The sequence below is a fragment of the Alteromonas sp. ALT199 genome (genome assembly GCF_018619335.1).
Lineage (GTDB): Bacteria > Pseudomonadota > Gammaproteobacteria > Enterobacterales > Alteromonadaceae > Alteromonas.
In genome coordinates this window covers 42725-58083 of record NZ_JAHHDX010000043.1, presented here as the reverse complement: position 1 = coordinate 58083, position 15359 = coordinate 42725, and the positions used below count along the sequence as shown (strand labels likewise).

Here is a 15359-nt window from a genome sequence, read left to right as displayed (position 1 = left end):
TGGGAACCTTTTCTTTAATCACTGTTCGTTTCTATCTTTTTCGTTGTTTCATTTCTTTTTCACCCTCTTCGAAGGGGTGGTGGGCTGGCCGCAAAGCCTCCGTGGACGGGTTCACGGCGTGTTCTTGCAGCCAGCCTACTTCCACTTCTACTCTTGGTCTTCCGGTCTATCCATATTTTCTGTAGCTTCTAACCACATTGCGTTGATAATGCCGAAAGAGCACGCCAGTAAAACACCTAAAATCCAAGCAAAATACCACATAACACTCTCCTTAATAGATCGTATGAGATTGGTCGAGATCATCGCTTTTAATGCGACCGCGCATTACGTAAAAACTGTATGCTGTGTAGCTTAAGATAATAGGAACAAAGATACAGGCCACAATAAACATAACGTTTAGCGTTAGGTGACTAGACGTTGCGTCCCATACAGTCAGGCTCGCTTCTGGCATGGTGATGCTCGGCATAAGGAATGGGAACATTGAAAAGCCAGCAGTGAGAATTACGCCAGTAATAAACAGTGCACTTGATACAAACGCCATACCCGCGTTGCCTTTTTTAGAGAAGAAAGCACAGGCAAGGCCCGCGGCAATACCTAAAACAGGAGCAATCATCATGAAGGGGTATTGGCTGTAGTTGCTCATCCAGCCGCCTGCTTCAATCGCAACTTCTTTCTTAAGCGGATTTGACGTGGCAATAGTATCTACTGCGGATGTAATGACAAAACCATCAAGCCCAAATGCCACCCAAAAACCTGCAATAACAAACAGTGCTACACCTACTAAGCTAAGCACTACCGATACCGCTCGAGCGCGAACCTCAATAAAACCGTCGGTTTTCATTTGAAGCCATGTCGCTCCGTGATTTAACAAAATCGCTACTGACAATACGCCACTTACTAAGGCAAAAGGCGTTAGCAGACCAAAGAACGACCCTGAGTAAGTTGATTTCAGGGTGCTGTCTAGCTCGAAAGGTACGCCTAATAATAAATTACCGAACGCTACACCAAAGATAAGCGCAGGAATGATACCGCCCGCGAACAGGGCCCAGTCCCAAGCTTTGCGCCACTGCGGGTTAGGCAATTTGCTGCGATAATCAAACCCAATTGGACGCATCCATAAAGCAATTAGCGTTAACGCTAAAGCAAGGTAAAAACCTGAAAACGCCGTAGCATAAATCATCGGCCAAGCAGCAAAGATTGCACCACCAGCGGTAATGAACCACACCTGATTACCGTCCCAATGTGGTCCAATAGTGTTTATCATTACACGACGTTCTTTATCATTCTTGCCGATAAGGGTAAGCAATGCACCCACACCTAAATCGAAGCCATCAGTCACGGCGAAACCAATGAGCAGAACGCCAACTAGGCCCCACCAGATAACTCTTAATAGTTCGTAATCAATCATGCTTTTGCTCCCTGGTTATCAAGGTCGATTAAATCAAGCTCACTTTCATGCTGCTTATCCTCAGGTGGGACTGGACCTTTTTTCGCAAACTTTTTCATTAAGTAAAAAGCAACAATAAACATAACTGTATAAAAAACGGTGTACGCCACGATAGTGGTTACCACATCGCTAATAGCTAAGTTAGACACAGAGGTATGCACCGGCAGTACTTCTGCGATAGACCAAGGCTGACGACCATACTCGGCAACGAACCAGCCCGCTTCACAGGCAATCCAAGGCAATGGTAAACCATAGAGCGCGCCTTTTAGCAGCCAGCGAGGCTGAGTAATTTTATGTTTTGTGCTGTAGTAGAAAGCACATAAGAATAGGGCAAGCATAATAAAGCCTGCAGCAACCATGATGCGGAAGCTCCAAAATAGCGGCGCCACAGGAGGAATACTGTAGTCAACAGCTTGTTGAACGGCAGTATCTGAAGGGTTAGAAACGTTATCTGTAAAAGGCTCTAGCAGCATAGCGTAACCTAGGCTGTCTTTATTCGCTTCGAAGGCAGCGCGCTGCTCTGCTGTAGCGGTGCCGTTTCTTACGTCATCAAGCACTTCATAGGCTTTAATGCCGTTTAGAATACGCTCGCGATTTTCCTCTTTTAAATCTTTAATTCCTTTCACTTCTTCAGTAAACGAACGGGTAGCAATAATGCCCATCGCCCACGGAATTTGAAGTGCGTATTCGGTTTCTTCTTTTTCGTCGTTAGGGATACCGAAAACGGTAAACGGTGCGGGAGCTGGGTGAGTTTCGTATTCAGCCTCGACAGCAGCCAGCTTCACTTTTTGTACGTCACCAAGCTCGTAGCCACTTTCATCACCCAACACAATAACTGATAAGGTCGCCGCTAAACCAAAGCTCGCGGCTATAGCGAATGAACGACGTGCAAAAGCGATGTGCTTGTGTTTAAGCAGGTAGTAGCTTGAAATGGCCAGCACGAACATAGCGCCGGTAACGTAACCTGCAGATACAGTGTGAACAAACTTAACCTGTGCAACCGGGTTGAAAACAACTTCAGCAAAGCTGGTCATTTCCATACGCATGGCTTCAAAGTTAAATTCAGCGCCTACTGGGTATTGCATCCAGCCGTTGGCAATCAAGATCCACAGCGCAGAAAAGTTAGAACCGATAGCGACTAACCAGGTAGCCATAAGGTGTTTAACCTTAGACATTTTGTCCCAGCCAAAGAAGAACAAACCTACGAATGTCGATTCTAAGAAGAACGCCATCAATCCTTCAATAGCCAGTGGTGCCCCAAAGATATCGCCCACATAGTGAGAATAGTAAGACCAGTTCATACCGAACTGGAACTCCATAGTTAAGCCTGTAGCTACACCAATGGCAAAGTTAATTCCAAACAGCTTGCCCCAAAACTGAGTCATTTGCTTGTATATTTCTTTACCTGTCATTACGTAAACGGATTCCATAATGGCAAGTAAAAAGCTAAGCCCTAACGTTAGGGGTACAAAAATAAAGTGGAACATTGCAGTTGATGCAAATTGCCACCGCGATAGTTCTATTAACGTATCGCTCATGGGTTATCTCCCTTTTCTCTCGTGTGCGCGGCAAGCGCCTGAAGTAAATTAACTTTTTGGTATTCAGCGAATATTTACTGAATTCTCTGTATTGCTAGAGCACGGTTTATGCCACTCGCCAAACTATTAGCTTTTAAAAGCGGAGTATTTTTGAGAAGGCTATTTTCGTACACTGCAGAAGAATTATTCCACGGTAGAGAATCGAGCACTTTGATCCATCGCAAGAGTTTCATATGACAGCTGCGTCATTTTTGTCAATTTACCGACAAAAATGACACAACATATGGCGAGTAGCTTTGGGAGGAAAAGTGTTTTTGTTGGCAGATGAAGCCAATAACTATTGAGGCTTGTAGCTAAGCGTAAAAGCTCCGCGTAAGTCACCAAGATTAAACCCCGTAGCTTCGTCATTAGGATAGTGTTTTGTAATAACCTCTTTCACAGCAGGATCTACATTACTGCCGTGACACGCCATACAAATTTGGCCCTGCTCAATAGCCATCATATAACGGAACTCTCCGCTTTCACTGTCGTATTGATAGGTATCTAGAGGCTTCCGTGGCTGCTCATTACTCAACTTGGCTTTATCCAAAAGACCGGAAAAATACGCTAGCTGCTCACGTTCCCAAACGTCCGGCGCATTATTTGGGTTTCTTACTTTTAATGATGTACGCCCTACTTGCCACCCATCTTGACTCAGAGTATCAGCAATGGGGCCTGCAGCTAATTGACACTCTTCTACACCTGCTTCCAAGCCGCCAGTCTTTATAGCCTGTTGAAGTCGCGTTTTTAGCCCTGTGCCAAGAGCTTTTACATGCGCTTTGGCTTGCTGAACTTTTATTTGTTCCTCACCACTTTTTTTATCAGCGCTATTAATTTGAGGTTTTTCATATATATTACATCCACTTAACAACAAACCCAACGCTAATAAAGCTACATATTTATTCATAAAATAACGATCCTGTTAGCTAAGTTACTGGCACTAGGGCCAAGTCATTTATCTCAAACAGAGAACAAGCTTTGTGCCAATATGTTAAATTGATAAGATAAAATTAGAATTAGCTAATGCACGAATAATGAATATATCAATTGTACAAGCAATGATAGATGCAATAGATAAACCGGCTATTTTCATCAATCAGAGCTACATCATTGAAGCTGTCAACGCCGCCTACCGGGACACCTATCCGGTTGATATTAAGCTTGGTTATAGTACTTGCTATCAGGTCTCACACCGAAATAGTAAGCCCTGTGACCAGTGCGGCGAACAGTGCCCCATGCTGGAAAGCAAAAAAACTAGCAGAGCGGCTAGTGTTGTTCATATTCATACCACTAGCGAAGGTCAAAGTTATTGCGATATCTTGATGCGCCCAATATTCGACGGTAACGGCGACTTATTAGGTTACTTAGAAATATTGGACAAACTTGCATTTGCATCTAATCGTCCTGCAGCAGGGAAAATGATAGGCGAATCTGAAGCATTTAAAACTATGCTGAACAAAATAAATCGCGCCGCAAATTCAGATATAGCCGTATTGCTGCACGGCGAAACTGGCACCGGAAAAGAGTTGGTGTCGCAAGCACTGCATTCTAGCAGTCGTCGTGCAGGCAAGCCTTTTGTTGTGATTGAGTGCACCGGATTGTCTGACTCTTTACTTGAAAGTGAGCTATTCGGCTATGAAAAAGGGGCGTTCACTGGAGCGACTACCAATAAAAAAGGATTGGTAGAAGCGGCTGAAGGTGGCACTTTATTTTTTGACGAAGTCGGTGATATACCGCTACCTATGCAAGTTAAACTGCTAAGATTATTCGAGACCCAAACCTATCGCCCAGTGGGTAGTGTTGTTACAAAGAAAGCAAACTTTCGACTTGTTTGTGCATCACATAAGAACTTAAAGCAGTTAGTTGAAAAAGGTGAGTTCAGACGAGATCTGTATTACCGAATTGCGGGTTTTCCCATTAACCTTCCCTCGCTTAGGGCGCGAAAGTCAGACATTTCGTTAATCGCGAAGCACTTTCTCTCACAATCACAAGAAAAAAAGCGATTTAGTAAGAATGCTTTAGAAAAACTGACTAACTATTGTTTTCCCGGCAATATTCGAGAACTGCGCAACATCGTTGACCAAGCCATATTGCTCGCTGATGAAACCGTAATATACGAATCTGACATACCTGATTTTGACGATGATTTAACAGGCGAAGAGCTAAGCCAAGTAGATAAAATAACTAACGACCACTCACAAAATAACGTAGAAGGAAAAGGCTTTTTCCCCATAGATAAAGTCATGACGTTAGATGAAGTAGAAACGGTTTATCTAGAAAACGTATTTAAAGGGTTTGAAGGCGATATAAACCAACTTGCCGGGCAATTAGGCGTAAGTACTCGCACCCTTTATCGAAAACTTAAGAAAGCCGGTATCAAAGAACACTATTAATCAGTGGAAATAAACTGTCTTCACAAGCTATGATGAACGTGCGCAATCTAAAAAGATAAAAAATGTCGATTAAACGCCTGATAGCCTTAACACTTTGCCTTTGTATGCTTTTGCAAAATGCATTAGCGCTTGGCCTTGCTTCGCATACTATGCAGCATGCGCGTGGGTTGGTGGGTGACGACATCGAGCTTATCTGTACAGGCAAAACCATGCGCTACATATCGCTTAGTGCCACAGAGCTTGAAGGTGAGTTTGTATATATTAGCCCAGAGCTGCTAAAAGCACCTGTCGAGCATGTAGACTGTACCAACGGTACGCTGGCAGACCTTCCTCATATTGACAATGCACCGGCAGATTCGATGGCGGTACTATCCCTTGTGCGCTATCGCGCCTTAGTATCTCGCCTTGCAGCAGCGCCCTACACATTATTTGCGTTTGCCGCCCCACTAGGCCGCGCTCCACCTTTCGCGTAACAAAACCTAAAACACACTTAACGCGCATGGTTTCACCATGCACATAGTTCGTTTATTTAATGGAATTGTTATGAAGTATTCTTTACTGGCATTCGCTGTTTCAGCTGCCTGCACATCTACACACCTTTATGCAAACGCATCCGAGTTCATTGACAGTGCTTCAACGGAAGTCATTACAGTTATTGGCTCTTCGCTTAACGACAATACAAAAGAAATCGAGCGAGAAGCGGTAACCGCCGCAACCAATATAGATGCTGATTTTGGCGATCAGTTAGCGCAACTGCCTGGGGTATCTGTTTCCCGAAACGGCCCAGTTACAGGCCTTATTCAATACCGAGGTTTGTTTGGCAATAGAGTCGGGGTGTCCATCGACGGTGTTGATATAGCAGGCGCAGGCCCTAACTCCATGGACTCGCCATTATCCCACGTACTTCCAGAGCCAGGACTTACCGCCACTTTGTATCGCGGTATTGTACCGGTGAGCGCTGGGGTACAAACACTAGGCGGCAAGCTTCGCATTAACGCCGATGCGGCGTCGCTTTTCGCTTTAGGAAGCGGTGCTACTGGCAGTGTAAATGCCAGCTTAATTGCCCCGGGTAGCGGGCAACAATACCAGGGCAATGTACTTTACAAAACCGACCAAGCCTTCGTTAGCGGCGCGTTCATGCATCAGCAGCGTGACGAACGAGAATCAGGCGATAACAGCGTTATACCTAATAGCCACTACCAAAGAAATGGCGGCAAATTTAGACTTGGCTATGAATGGGGAAAACACCAATTCGACGCTAGCTACCAACAGCTCAATACAAATGAAAGCGGAACACCAGCGCTTGCCATGGATATAGGCTTTATTGATGCAGCATGGTACCGACTAGGTTATCGCTATAACGTCGGCGAAGCAGAGTACTTTGCTATAAATTGGTTTGGTAACAGTAACCAACATGCCATGGATAACTTTTCCCAGCGCATGGTGATGTCTGAGAGCATGGCAAGAGAAAACAATGCTGACGCTATCGCTCAAGGGCTAGATGCCAAGTACGTTATGCCGTTAAATAGTGGTGAGCTTGAATTGGGTGCTTATCTGCACCACAGCCGTAACAACTCTGTTATTACTAACCCCAATAACGGTATGTTCTTTGTAGATAACTTTACTAATGTACAAAGAGATACCGCGAGTATTTACGCCCAATGGGCAGTAAATAAAGAAGCGTATTCGTCTACGCTTGGTACGCGATACACCCGCGTTAATATGGATGCCGGAGAAGCGGGTTCTAACATGGTGATGATGAACCCAGCAATTGCTACGTTAGTCAGTAATTTCAACGCCGCTGAGCGTGACAAAAACTACAATATGTTAGATATAGCCGCTACCACCCGATACCATGCAAGCGACGCTCTTGATATAGTCCTTGGTATTTCTCAGAAAAATCGTGCCCCTACCTATTTCGAGCGCTATACCTGGCTGCCACTTGGCATTTCTGGTGGCATGGCTGACGGATTTAACTACATAGGTAACCTTGAATTAGACAATGAAACTGCGCGTAAATTAGATGTGGGTGTTGATTACACCTATCAAAACTGGACTATATCGCCGCGCCTTTTCTATCAAGATATAGAGGATTACATAACAGGTTCACCCAGTTCGAATATGGCAGCAAACATGGTATCTACCATGATGGCTGGTACAGAGCCGTTCCAGTGGACCAATACCGACGCTGTTATAAAAGGTGCGGATATGACGGTGCAAGGTCAGCTTAGTGAAAACCTGAGCGTGCGAGCAGTAGCAACAATTCAGCATGGTAACCGTGATGACATTAACGATGCTTTGTTTCGCATTGCGCCAGAGCAGTTAACAACAACAGTTCAATGGAATACGCTAGTGTTTGATGCGCCGCTTCAGATGCAGCTTACATCTGAATTAGCAGGTGCACAAAACCATATCTCGGCACTGCAAAATGAAGCATCCACAGCAGGTTATGGCTTATTTCATATCTCGGGCCTTTTAACGCTTTTTGATAATGCGCAGTCAAATCTTCAGGTTACGGCAACTATTCATAACCTGTTCGATAAACTATACGCCCCACACACAGCGGGCGTTAACCGCGTAATGAATGCCGATGTTGAAGTAGGTGAGCGTGTACCTGGTGCTGGGCGCGAATGGCATCTATCGCTGAGCTATCGCTTTTAAGTAAAAGCCAAAGGCAAGCAACAAAAACAGACTAAGAAAATGTAGAGCTTAAGAAGCTAACTTCTTAAGCTCTTTTTTCTATAACAAGCTTGTTATAGCTTGCCATAGCAGGCGCAGGGCTAACAGCGTCACCACAACTTTAAACACCAGTATAAATTTTTTTGCAGGAACTCGCTTTAACACCTTCAAGCCGAAAAACGTACCGAGCGCACCACTGCCAATCATGGTGATGATAAGCCCCGCCCACTGCGCAAAAGAAAAACCTACAAAGGTAAAAACAAAGGCTTTAAGGCCATGTTGGAGTGTCATGCAGCTGGCAAACGTGCCGGTAATCTGCATTTTGTTGTAATTATTTCGATGTACAAACGCCGCCACCAAAGGCCCCGTGGCACCAACAAACATTGAAACCAATGTAGTCATCAACCCCGCCAACGTTCTACCCGCCGGTTTCATTTCTTGTGCTTTGGGTTTACTTCCCCACACTAAAAATAAAATAAATGCGGCAACTGCAAATTGAATGATAACTAGCGGTAACTGAACCACAATAAATGACGCCAGAAAAGCGCCAATAATTGCACCTACAGAAAAATACTTCAGCATACTCCAGTCGATATGCTTTGCCGTCATCAGTGCGCGGTTTCCGTTTGAACCCAGCTGCACTAGCCCGTGAACTGGGATCAGTGCGCTAATAGGCATGGTGCCGGCCATTACCGCCAGCAATAACACCCCGCCTCCAATACCTAGTGTTGCTGTCATCATTGACGTAAAAAACGATGTAACAACAAGTACCACCGACGATGATATCGATAATGTATCGTTGGCCGTTAACCAGCTATAAAGTAACTCCAAGAGTCAAAATCCACCTTAATTCGTCACGCTGTTTGCGAGGCTTTAGTGATCACAACACCACACAATATCGTTTCAATATCATATAATGGTAACGCGTGGCGCGTAGGTTTATACATCATGCCTTCTATTAGTTATTAAAACAAAGCACTTCAGATAATATGCGACAAGCACAGTACAAAAGATGCCAAGCTTGTAGCTAGGCAAATTCTCCACAACAGCGGCTTCACCGATAAAGACATCTATGACTGTTTAAAGCCGGGCTCGATTAATCGCATTACCATATTTGAAGCCTAAGCTAGACTAAGACCAATTCTTTCCGCTTACTAACTGACTAACTTAGGTCTAAGTTCTGTACCTGAAAAACACATTGACTTTCTCTTTAGTGCGCAGGATACTCAGGCCACTAAATACTCACTAGCAGCACACTGTTTTTAAATACTATGCCTAAAAACACGAATACACATACTGTTTACTCAGCTTCTGCGCTGATTATTATTCTCGCTATTCTACGGAATAGGCGGGTTAGCTAGTGCGTTAATAGAATTCACTAAACCCGCCGCAAAGGCGGGTTTTTTATTGGCTCGTCTTGCGGTAAAAACAACGGAACGACAGCCATGAACAACCCAATATCTCACGTATTGAAGCAGCTTCACGACGCAGTAAACCGCGGCGATCAAGACGCCTTATCCCAATGTTATGCTAGCGATGCAAAGGTGGTCGCTACCCCCATGTCCGGTTCAACGCAAAATCAAACCACTGAAGAAGACGCCACGCAGCGCGTCTGCGTTGACGCACTACTTAAATTTCAAAAAAAATTTATGCCAGACCATTTTGTTACAACTGGGGATGAACGGGTAATACAAGCCGGTGACGTAGCGCTAGTGGTAGCCAAGCTTTACCTTGTGCCCAAAGCCACACCCCACGCCCTACCCTGCGAAGGCAAGCGCGCTGTTTATGTTTTGCAAAAAGATGCGACTGGTGAATGGCGCTGTATCATCGATAACTTCTTCGGTACCGATCTGTTGGATTTTGCGTGACCTACACCAACATAGGAATTCAGAATCAATAACGGTAGAAAGCAATTGAGAAACAGACGTTTTTTTATATAAGGCGAAGAATAACGCGAGGGCTGTTATAAACGAAATTAACGAATGCATAATGAATATGAAAAATTCAAAAAATAAGGGCATATCGCTATGCCCTTAATTTGTGTATTGCTAGATTCAAACACCTATTAGCGTTTGTAAAACACTTCGTCAGATTAGTGATCGTGGTCGTCGTGCTCGTGTTCTTCAGCAATACCTAACCAAACTGCACCTGCAGGCTCGAAGTCTAGTTCAAGCAAGGTTTCAGTGGTCTCGGTTTCCAAATCAACGGCAAGGATAGCTTGAGTAACAGGGTCAACAACAAACAAGGCTTCTTCATGCTGTGATGCCGCCATGCTAAACGACTGGTCGTCTGTTAGGTTAGCCGCGCTGGCACTGGCTACATCAATTTTATGCGCAAATTCCCAGTGAGTATCACCGTCTTCTTCATGCGCTTCTAGCAGCGTTACAAAACCTTTGTCATCTAAAATAGCAAAGAATTCGCCGCCCATTGAGAAAGCGTATGATACTGCATGAGCATCAGTCTCTGGCTGCCAATCAATTACGCTCATTGTGCTGGTTACAGGCGACACATTAGCCAAAATGGCACTACCACCGCCGTGCTGAGAAGCAATACCAATAAAGGCTTCTGCGTGTTCATGACCATACATTGTGCCAATGCGCAGGTCGCCAAGATCATCGATGTTGTCGATAAGCACGCTGGTAAATACTTCATCATCTTCATTGAGTACCAGCACTCCGTCGCTGCACCCAAAAGCCACAGCGATTTCGTTTTGAGCAGCACCATGTAAGTCAGCACATTCACCATCAAAACGTTGCTCTTCTTCGTACTCACCATCGTGCCAGTGGTATACCGCAACGCTGTCTGGCAAGATAGTGTTGGCTGAACGAGACTGTGCATCATCTCGACGCACAGTACTAATTAGCATATCCCCACGCGGTTCGGCGACGCCGTGCATATTCACGGTAAATTCCAAAGTAGGCACATCAGTAATTTCGCTGGCAATTTGCGTATCAGTTACCACTTTTACCGCAGCTGGCATGCTAGTATCGGCATCACCATCGTAAAAGACAGCAAGCTGACCATCGTGTGTTATTACGTGGGTAGGCTGGCTGCCTTCTAGTGAAAAATCAGAGAAACTTGGGGCTTCTTCATAGTCATGCAGGTGCTCTACGTGGTCTTCACGCCACAATCCACCATCAAGAAATTCAGTTAACCCGTTTGCTCGACTGTTAATTACCGCAAAGCGATAGTCTGCTGAGGCGCTTACACTGCTTCCATCATGGGTTGCAGAGAAGGTATCAAGCACTGAATCATCATCTAAATCAAAAACGGTAAGCGTATTTGAAGCAGCATCGGCGACTACTAATCTGCCTTCGCTTTCTATTTCATAGTCTGAGTCGTGATCGTCGTCGTGATCATGGTCGTCATCGTGATCATGATCATCCTCTGGTACCTCAATAGGATCCAGCTCTACAATATTGGTTTCTGCATCACCGCAGCCTGCAAGCAAAAGCGCACTGGCTATAGCGCTTAGCGTAAGTCTAGTTTTCATGTGTGTATCCCTATCAATAATTCTTTTTTTAAGCTGATTTTAAAAATAACCGCGTACGCCAAAGGCAAAGGTTCTGCCTGGACGGAGTGCAATATCTTTCAAAAATGAAGTGTGAACGCGCGCTTCTTCGTCTGTGAGGTTTTCACCGCTCAGGTAAACAGATAAGTCGACGTCACCCATTGGAATGTCATAGGTAATCGATGCATCAACAAGGGTGTAACCGTCTGTTTCAGTCTCGAAGGTTGAGATGTCGTCTTGTTTGGCAAAATGCGTAATGTCTAAGTCGGCTCGAATGTTGTCGAGGGTGTAGGCAACATGTGTCCCCACTCGCATTGGCGAAGTCCGCGGCAGTGCGCCACCATCTTTTAGGCGAGCTTTAACATAGTCGGCGAAGAAATCGAGCTTTAAGTTGTCAGTGGTTTGCCATGCAACTTGTAACTCAAAACCATGAAGAATAGCGTCAGCTGAACCAAACAGATAAACAGGTAGTTCATCGCTATGTTCGTCTTCACTGTGCTCTTCATCACTGTGCTCTTCTTCTCCATGATCATGGTCATGACCACTTTCAGCGAATAAGCCAGTTTCTTCCTGGAAATAATAGTTATCTACTTGGTTATAAAAAGCATTAAATACAAAGCCAACATCGCCCTGTGTTTTTCTGAACGTTAGGTCAATATTGTTGGCCGTCTCAAGATCGATAGCCGTTTGAGAGAGCACAAACTCCCCTTCCTCTGATAAGTCAAACAAGGCGCCAATTTCATAGGTACGAGTGCCAATATGCGGGCCGAAAGAAAGGAGTTCAGAAGCCGACGGTGCGCGTTCTGAACGAGAAAGTGAAACACCCACGTTATAGTTTTCGTTAATGGTGTAAACCACACCCGCTGATAGTGATATAGGCGTAAACTCTTGGTCTACCTCGAACTGTCGAACAAACTCACTGCCTTCGTGTTCGTCGTGATCGTCGTGATCGTGATCATGGTCGTGTTCATCATCATGCTCGTCTTCTTCGTGTTCATCGTCATGGTCGTGAGCATCTAACTCAGGCAGCAGCACACTCGAAGCGTCTAGTGTTACTCGTTCCGCTCTGGCCCCCAACTGAACCAAGAAGTCACCAAAATGGCGTTCTTCCATCAAAGCTATAGCGAACATCTCCATTTCTGAAGGCGGTGTAAAAGCTTCTTCACCTTGTGCCGAAACGTCCGCGCCTTTGTAGTGAAGACTTACACCGCCACGCCAGCCGGCAATGGGTTTGTGCAATAGCTCAACGCGAAGTTCTTCGGTTTCATTGCTAAACGTAGTACCGACAAAACCACTTTCTATTTCAGCGTGTTCGTAATCGGTATAGCCTGCTCTAAAGTGAACACTTTGCAAAAAATCATGAGAAAAGTTGTACTCACCGAGAAGTTGATACTTAGTCTGCTCAAGATCAGCGAACACTGATGAGTCATCACCATGGCTATGACCAGGCACGCCGTACTCTCGCTCGAACCTTTCTACCGCTACACCAACATAACCTTGGTCAAATAGGTAGCTGGTGCCTAACGTAAATCCGTGGGACTCTTCGTTACTGTTCTCAACTACATGTTCGCCATCCGGGTCGTCAATATCAGGCGCCATTGGGGTTTCATAGTCATTTGAGTCGCGATAAAAACCGTCGGCATAGAATCCTATATTTTCTGAACCTGTTGTAACATTGAAGGTACCCAATTTCTGGTCATTGACGGTTTGGGCTTCTAGTAAAAATTCTCCGCGGGTTTCGGTGGAGGTTGGCACCCGTTGGTCAACCACGTTAACCACTCCGCCTATTGCACCGCTTCCAAAGAAAAGGGTGGCTGGCCCACGCAGCACTTCAATTTGTTTAGCGGTTGAGGCTTCACTTGCTACCGCATGGTCTGGACCAACACGGGAAACGTCGCTCACATCCAAACCGTTTTGCGTGATCAATACGCGTGGACCGCTGAGGCCTCGAATTATTGGCGTGCTTGCAACGTTGCCATGAAAGTTAGATTGTACGCCAGGCAGTTTCTCTAGCGTATCGCCAAGTGTGGCAGCTTGTTGACGTCGTAAGGTTTCACCAGATAACACGCTCACCGGCGTAGCCGACTCCATGACAGACAAGTGCATAGGGGTGGCATGCACATCAATCACTTCAATAGCACTTCGCGCTAGTACAAAGTTAGTGCCACCCGCAGTGTTCGCCTCTTCATGTAAATGAGCAAAACCAGATGCAAATATATGCAGCGCGTAGTCACCTTCCTCTACGTCAGAGAAAGTAAATTCACCCAGCTCATTGGTGTTGGTAACACGCTTTAGCGCCTCAATTTCAACAGTGGCATTGGCGAGGGGCTTTCCGGATGCATTGGTTACCGTGCCAGAAAGTGTTTGTGCTAGCACTGACGGGGACGCTAATAGCGACGCAGGCGCTAAAAGCGACAAACTTAACGCCAATCGAGACAGTTTCATTATTCTAACCTCTGAATTCGTGTAATGTGATAATGTATCAACCTTGTTTTTATGGTATGTTATACTGTAACACTTACGCAAGAGGTAAAAATGAAAACCATTTCTATTACGTGGAAAAAATCTAAAACGGTACTGCGTACCTCTTCAGCTTTTCTTAAGGTGAGTGCATTTGCCGGAATGAGTTTAGTGGGAACGAGTACCGGAACTGCTCATGCTGCACCTCATACGCATGGCGAAGGTAAACTACAAGTTTTGCAGGCCGGAAATGAGTGGCAGTTTGTGCTTCAGTTGCCTGCAGCCGACGTGTTGGGTTTTGAGTACAAGCCAACCACGGCCAACGAGAAAAAACGTTATGAAGAAACGCGAAGCACTTTTCTGCGCTTTGACGACATCTTTACCCTAAGCAGCACATGTGAATTACTCGATACCGCCCTTGAAAGCCCTTGGGAGATGGTCGATGAGCATGATGAGCATGATGAGCATGATGAGCATGATGAGCATGATGAGCATGATGAGCATGATGAGCATGACAGTGAACACGAAAGCGACGCCCATCACAACACCCATTCTGATTTTCGCGTGGCCTATTTGCTTAGCTGCCAAGGCCCGTTGGATCGTATTGAGATGACAGGGTTTGCCAATTGGCCAAGCCTGCAGCACGTTAATGCAATTTGGGTAACCAACAAAGGGCAAGGCGCGATGGAAATAACATCAAGTCAGCCTAGGTTATCCATTAGCAACTAGTCATTCTTTCACTCTCTCAGGCGCATGTTTCAAAAATTGAAAATGCGCGCTAGCAATATCTGGAAATACTATGAATTCAATATCTCAAGGAGTCAGCACAATGCCGAAAGTGCAGTTTATTTCAGACAGACTCGCTATGATCCTTTCATCGCTTTGCGTAATCCACTGCTTACTAACGCCTATTCTATTGATTTCTATACCGGCATTAGCAAGTGTATCTATCCTCAATGATGAAACTTTCCACCAGATACTGCTGTTCTTTGTACTGCCTATTGGCGCCTTTGCGCTTTCAGTGGGCTATCTACATCATAGAAGTAAATGGGTAGTACTAGCTGGCGCTTTCGGCCTCACATTATTAAGCAGTCCGCTGCTCGTCGAATGGCTAGGTTTGGGACACGAAGTACTTGGTGAAAATGGTGAAGTCATTATAACGGTAATTGCTTCATCTATTATCGTTAGTGCGCATATCGTTAATTATCGCCTTAGAAAATATACTCGAAAGTCGACCTGCGAAGAGCACGAGACAGCACAATCACACACCTATTAGCTTCATCACTTCCTCA

Annotated in this window: 13 protein-coding genes; 6 read left to right on the top strand and 7 right to left on the bottom strand. The window is 45.2% G+C overall.

The genetic code is table 11. From position 1 onward, the window contains the following. Nucleotides 1–147 precede the first annotated feature (147 nt). From cydX to KL866_RS04900, 4 genes are all read right to left on the bottom strand, one after another. A complete protein-coding gene (cydX, locus tag KL866_RS04915) occupies nucleotides 148–261 on the bottom strand; it encodes a cytochrome bd-I oxidase subunit CydX (protein ID WP_012519975.1) in 114 nt (37 codons plus the stop codon). Nucleotides 262–271: 10 nt separating this feature from the next. Further along, complete coding sequence (gene cydB, locus KL866_RS04910; protein WP_214993757.1) at nucleotides 272–1408, bottom strand: cytochrome d ubiquinol oxidase subunit II; 1137 nt, start codon at nucleotides 1406–1408, stop codon at nucleotides 272–274. Continuing rightward, nucleotides 1405–2985 carry a cytochrome ubiquinol oxidase subunit I gene (locus tag KL866_RS04905; protein ID WP_025257406.1) on the bottom strand — a complete coding sequence of 527 codons (1581 nt, stop codon included), beginning with the start codon at nucleotides 2983–2985 and terminating at the stop codon, nucleotides 1405–1407. The genes cydB and KL866_RS04905 overlap by 4 nt, the downstream gene beginning before the upstream one ends. A 337-nt stretch (nucleotides 2986–3322) precedes the next feature. Beyond that, complete coding sequence (locus KL866_RS04900) at nucleotides 3323–3931, bottom strand: DUF3365 domain-containing protein (protein WP_214993755.1); 609 nt, start codon at nucleotides 3929–3931, stop codon at nucleotides 3323–3325. Nucleotides 3932–4082: 151 nt separating this feature from the next. Here KL866_RS04900 and KL866_RS04895 point away from each other — a divergent pair, with 151 nt between their 5' ends. The 3 genes from KL866_RS04895 (at nucleotide 4083) to KL866_RS04885 (ending at nucleotide 8078) form a co-directional block, all read left to right on the top strand. Further along, nucleotides 4083–5417 (top strand): sigma-54-dependent Fis family transcriptional regulator, encoded by a 1335-nt coding sequence (locus KL866_RS04895; protein WP_214993811.1) that lies wholly within the window; start codon nucleotides 4083–4085, stop codon nucleotides 5415–5417. Between the two features lie 62 nt (nucleotides 5418–5479). After that, the gene (locus tag KL866_RS04890; protein ID WP_025257403.1) at nucleotides 5480–5890 is read left to right on the top strand and encodes a hypothetical protein; all 411 of its coding nucleotides are present in this window, start codon (nucleotides 5480–5482) and stop codon (nucleotides 5888–5890) included. Between the two features lie 70 nt (nucleotides 5891–5960). Next, nucleotides 5961–8078 carry a TonB-dependent receptor gene (locus KL866_RS04885; protein ID WP_025257402.1) on the top strand — a complete coding sequence of 706 codons (2118 nt, stop codon included), beginning with the start codon at nucleotides 5961–5963 and terminating at the stop codon, nucleotides 8076–8078. Between the two features lie 78 nt (nucleotides 8079–8156). On the opposite strand, the gene KL866_RS04880 is transcribed toward KL866_RS04885, so the two are convergent. Next, the gene (locus KL866_RS04880) at nucleotides 8157–8927 is read right to left on the bottom strand and encodes a sulfite exporter TauE/SafE family protein (RefSeq protein WP_214993753.1); all 771 of its coding nucleotides are present in this window, start codon (nucleotides 8925–8927) and stop codon (nucleotides 8157–8159) included. Nucleotides 8928–9541: 614 nt separating this feature from the next. Between KL866_RS04880 and KL866_RS04875 the strand changes: the two genes are divergently transcribed. Next, on the top strand, nucleotides 9542–9964 hold the full coding sequence (locus KL866_RS04875; RefSeq protein ID WP_214993751.1) for a DUF4440 domain-containing protein: 423 nt from the start codon (nucleotides 9542–9544) through the stop codon (nucleotides 9962–9964). Between the two features lie 224 nt (nucleotides 9965–10188). Here the strand turns inward: KL866_RS04875 and KL866_RS04870 are convergent, their stop codons facing one another. Together KL866_RS04870 and KL866_RS04865 are read right to left on the bottom strand one after the other, a co-directional pair. Then, nucleotides 10189–11589 (bottom strand): 5-methyltetrahydrofolate--homocysteine methyltransferase, encoded by a 1401-nt coding sequence (locus KL866_RS04870; protein ID WP_214993749.1) that lies wholly within the window; start codon nucleotides 11587–11589, stop codon nucleotides 10189–10191. A gap of 39 nt (nucleotides 11590–11628) precedes the next feature. Then, nucleotides 11629–14052, bottom strand: coding sequence for a TonB-dependent receptor (locus KL866_RS04865; RefSeq protein ID WP_251139846.1), 2424 nt, complete (start codon nucleotides 14050–14052; stop codon nucleotides 11629–11631). A gap of 90 nt (nucleotides 14053–14142) precedes the next feature. On the opposite strand from KL866_RS04865, the gene KL866_RS04860 reads away from it, so the two are divergent. Next, on the top strand, nucleotides 14143–14796 hold the full coding sequence (locus tag KL866_RS04860; RefSeq protein WP_251139845.1) for a DUF2796 domain-containing protein: 654 nt from the start codon (nucleotides 14143–14145) through the stop codon (nucleotides 14794–14796). A 70-nt stretch (nucleotides 14797–14866) separates the two neighbouring features. Further along, nucleotides 14867–15343, top strand: coding sequence for a MerC domain-containing protein (locus KL866_RS04855; protein ID WP_251139844.1), 477 nt, complete (start codon nucleotides 14867–14869; stop codon nucleotides 15341–15343). Nucleotides 15344–15359 lie beyond the last annotated feature (16 nt).

What these genes read in the sequence shown, in the direction of transcription:
- cydX (WP_012519975.1), bottom strand. Translation starts at nt 261, where the DNA reads ATGTGGTATTTTGCTTGGATTTTAGGTGTTTTACTGGCGTGCTCTTTC.
- cydB (WP_214993757.1), bottom strand. Translation starts at nt 1,408, where the DNA reads ATGATTGATTACGAACTATTAAGAGTTATCTGGTGGGGCCTAGTTGGC.
- KL866_RS04905 (WP_025257406.1), bottom strand. Translation starts at nt 2,985, where the DNA reads ATGAGCGATACGTTAATAGAACTATCGCGGTGGCAATTTGCATCAACT.
- KL866_RS04900 (WP_214993755.1), bottom strand. Translation starts at nt 3,931, where the DNA reads ATGAATAAATATGTAGCTTTATTAGCGTTGGGTTTGTTGTTAAGTGGA.
- KL866_RS04895 (WP_214993811.1), top strand. Translation starts at nt 4,083, where the DNA reads ATGATAGATGCAATAGATAAACCGGCTATTTTCATCAATCAGAGCTAC.
- KL866_RS04890 (WP_025257403.1), top strand. Translation starts at nt 5,480, where the DNA reads ATGTCGATTAAACGCCTGATAGCCTTAACACTTTGCCTTTGTATGCTT.
- KL866_RS04885 (WP_025257402.1), top strand. Translation starts at nt 5,961, where the DNA reads ATGAAGTATTCTTTACTGGCATTCGCTGTTTCAGCTGCCTGCACATCT.
- KL866_RS04875 (WP_214993751.1), top strand. Translation starts at nt 9,542, where the DNA reads ATGAACAACCCAATATCTCACGTATTGAAGCAGCTTCACGACGCAGTA.
- KL866_RS04870 (WP_214993749.1), bottom strand. Translation starts at nt 11,589, where the DNA reads ATGAAAACTAGACTTACGCTAAGCGCTATAGCCAGTGCGCTTTTGCTT.
- KL866_RS04865 (WP_251139846.1), bottom strand. Translation starts at nt 14,052, where the DNA reads ATGAAACTGTCTCGATTGGCGTTAAGTTTGTCGCTTTTAGCGCCTGCG.
- KL866_RS04860 (WP_251139845.1), top strand. Translation starts at nt 14,143, where the DNA reads ATGAAAACCATTTCTATTACGTGGAAAAAATCTAAAACGGTACTGCGT.
- KL866_RS04855 (WP_251139844.1), top strand. Translation starts at nt 14,867, where the DNA reads ATGAATTCAATATCTCAAGGAGTCAGCACAATGCCGAAAGTGCAGTTT.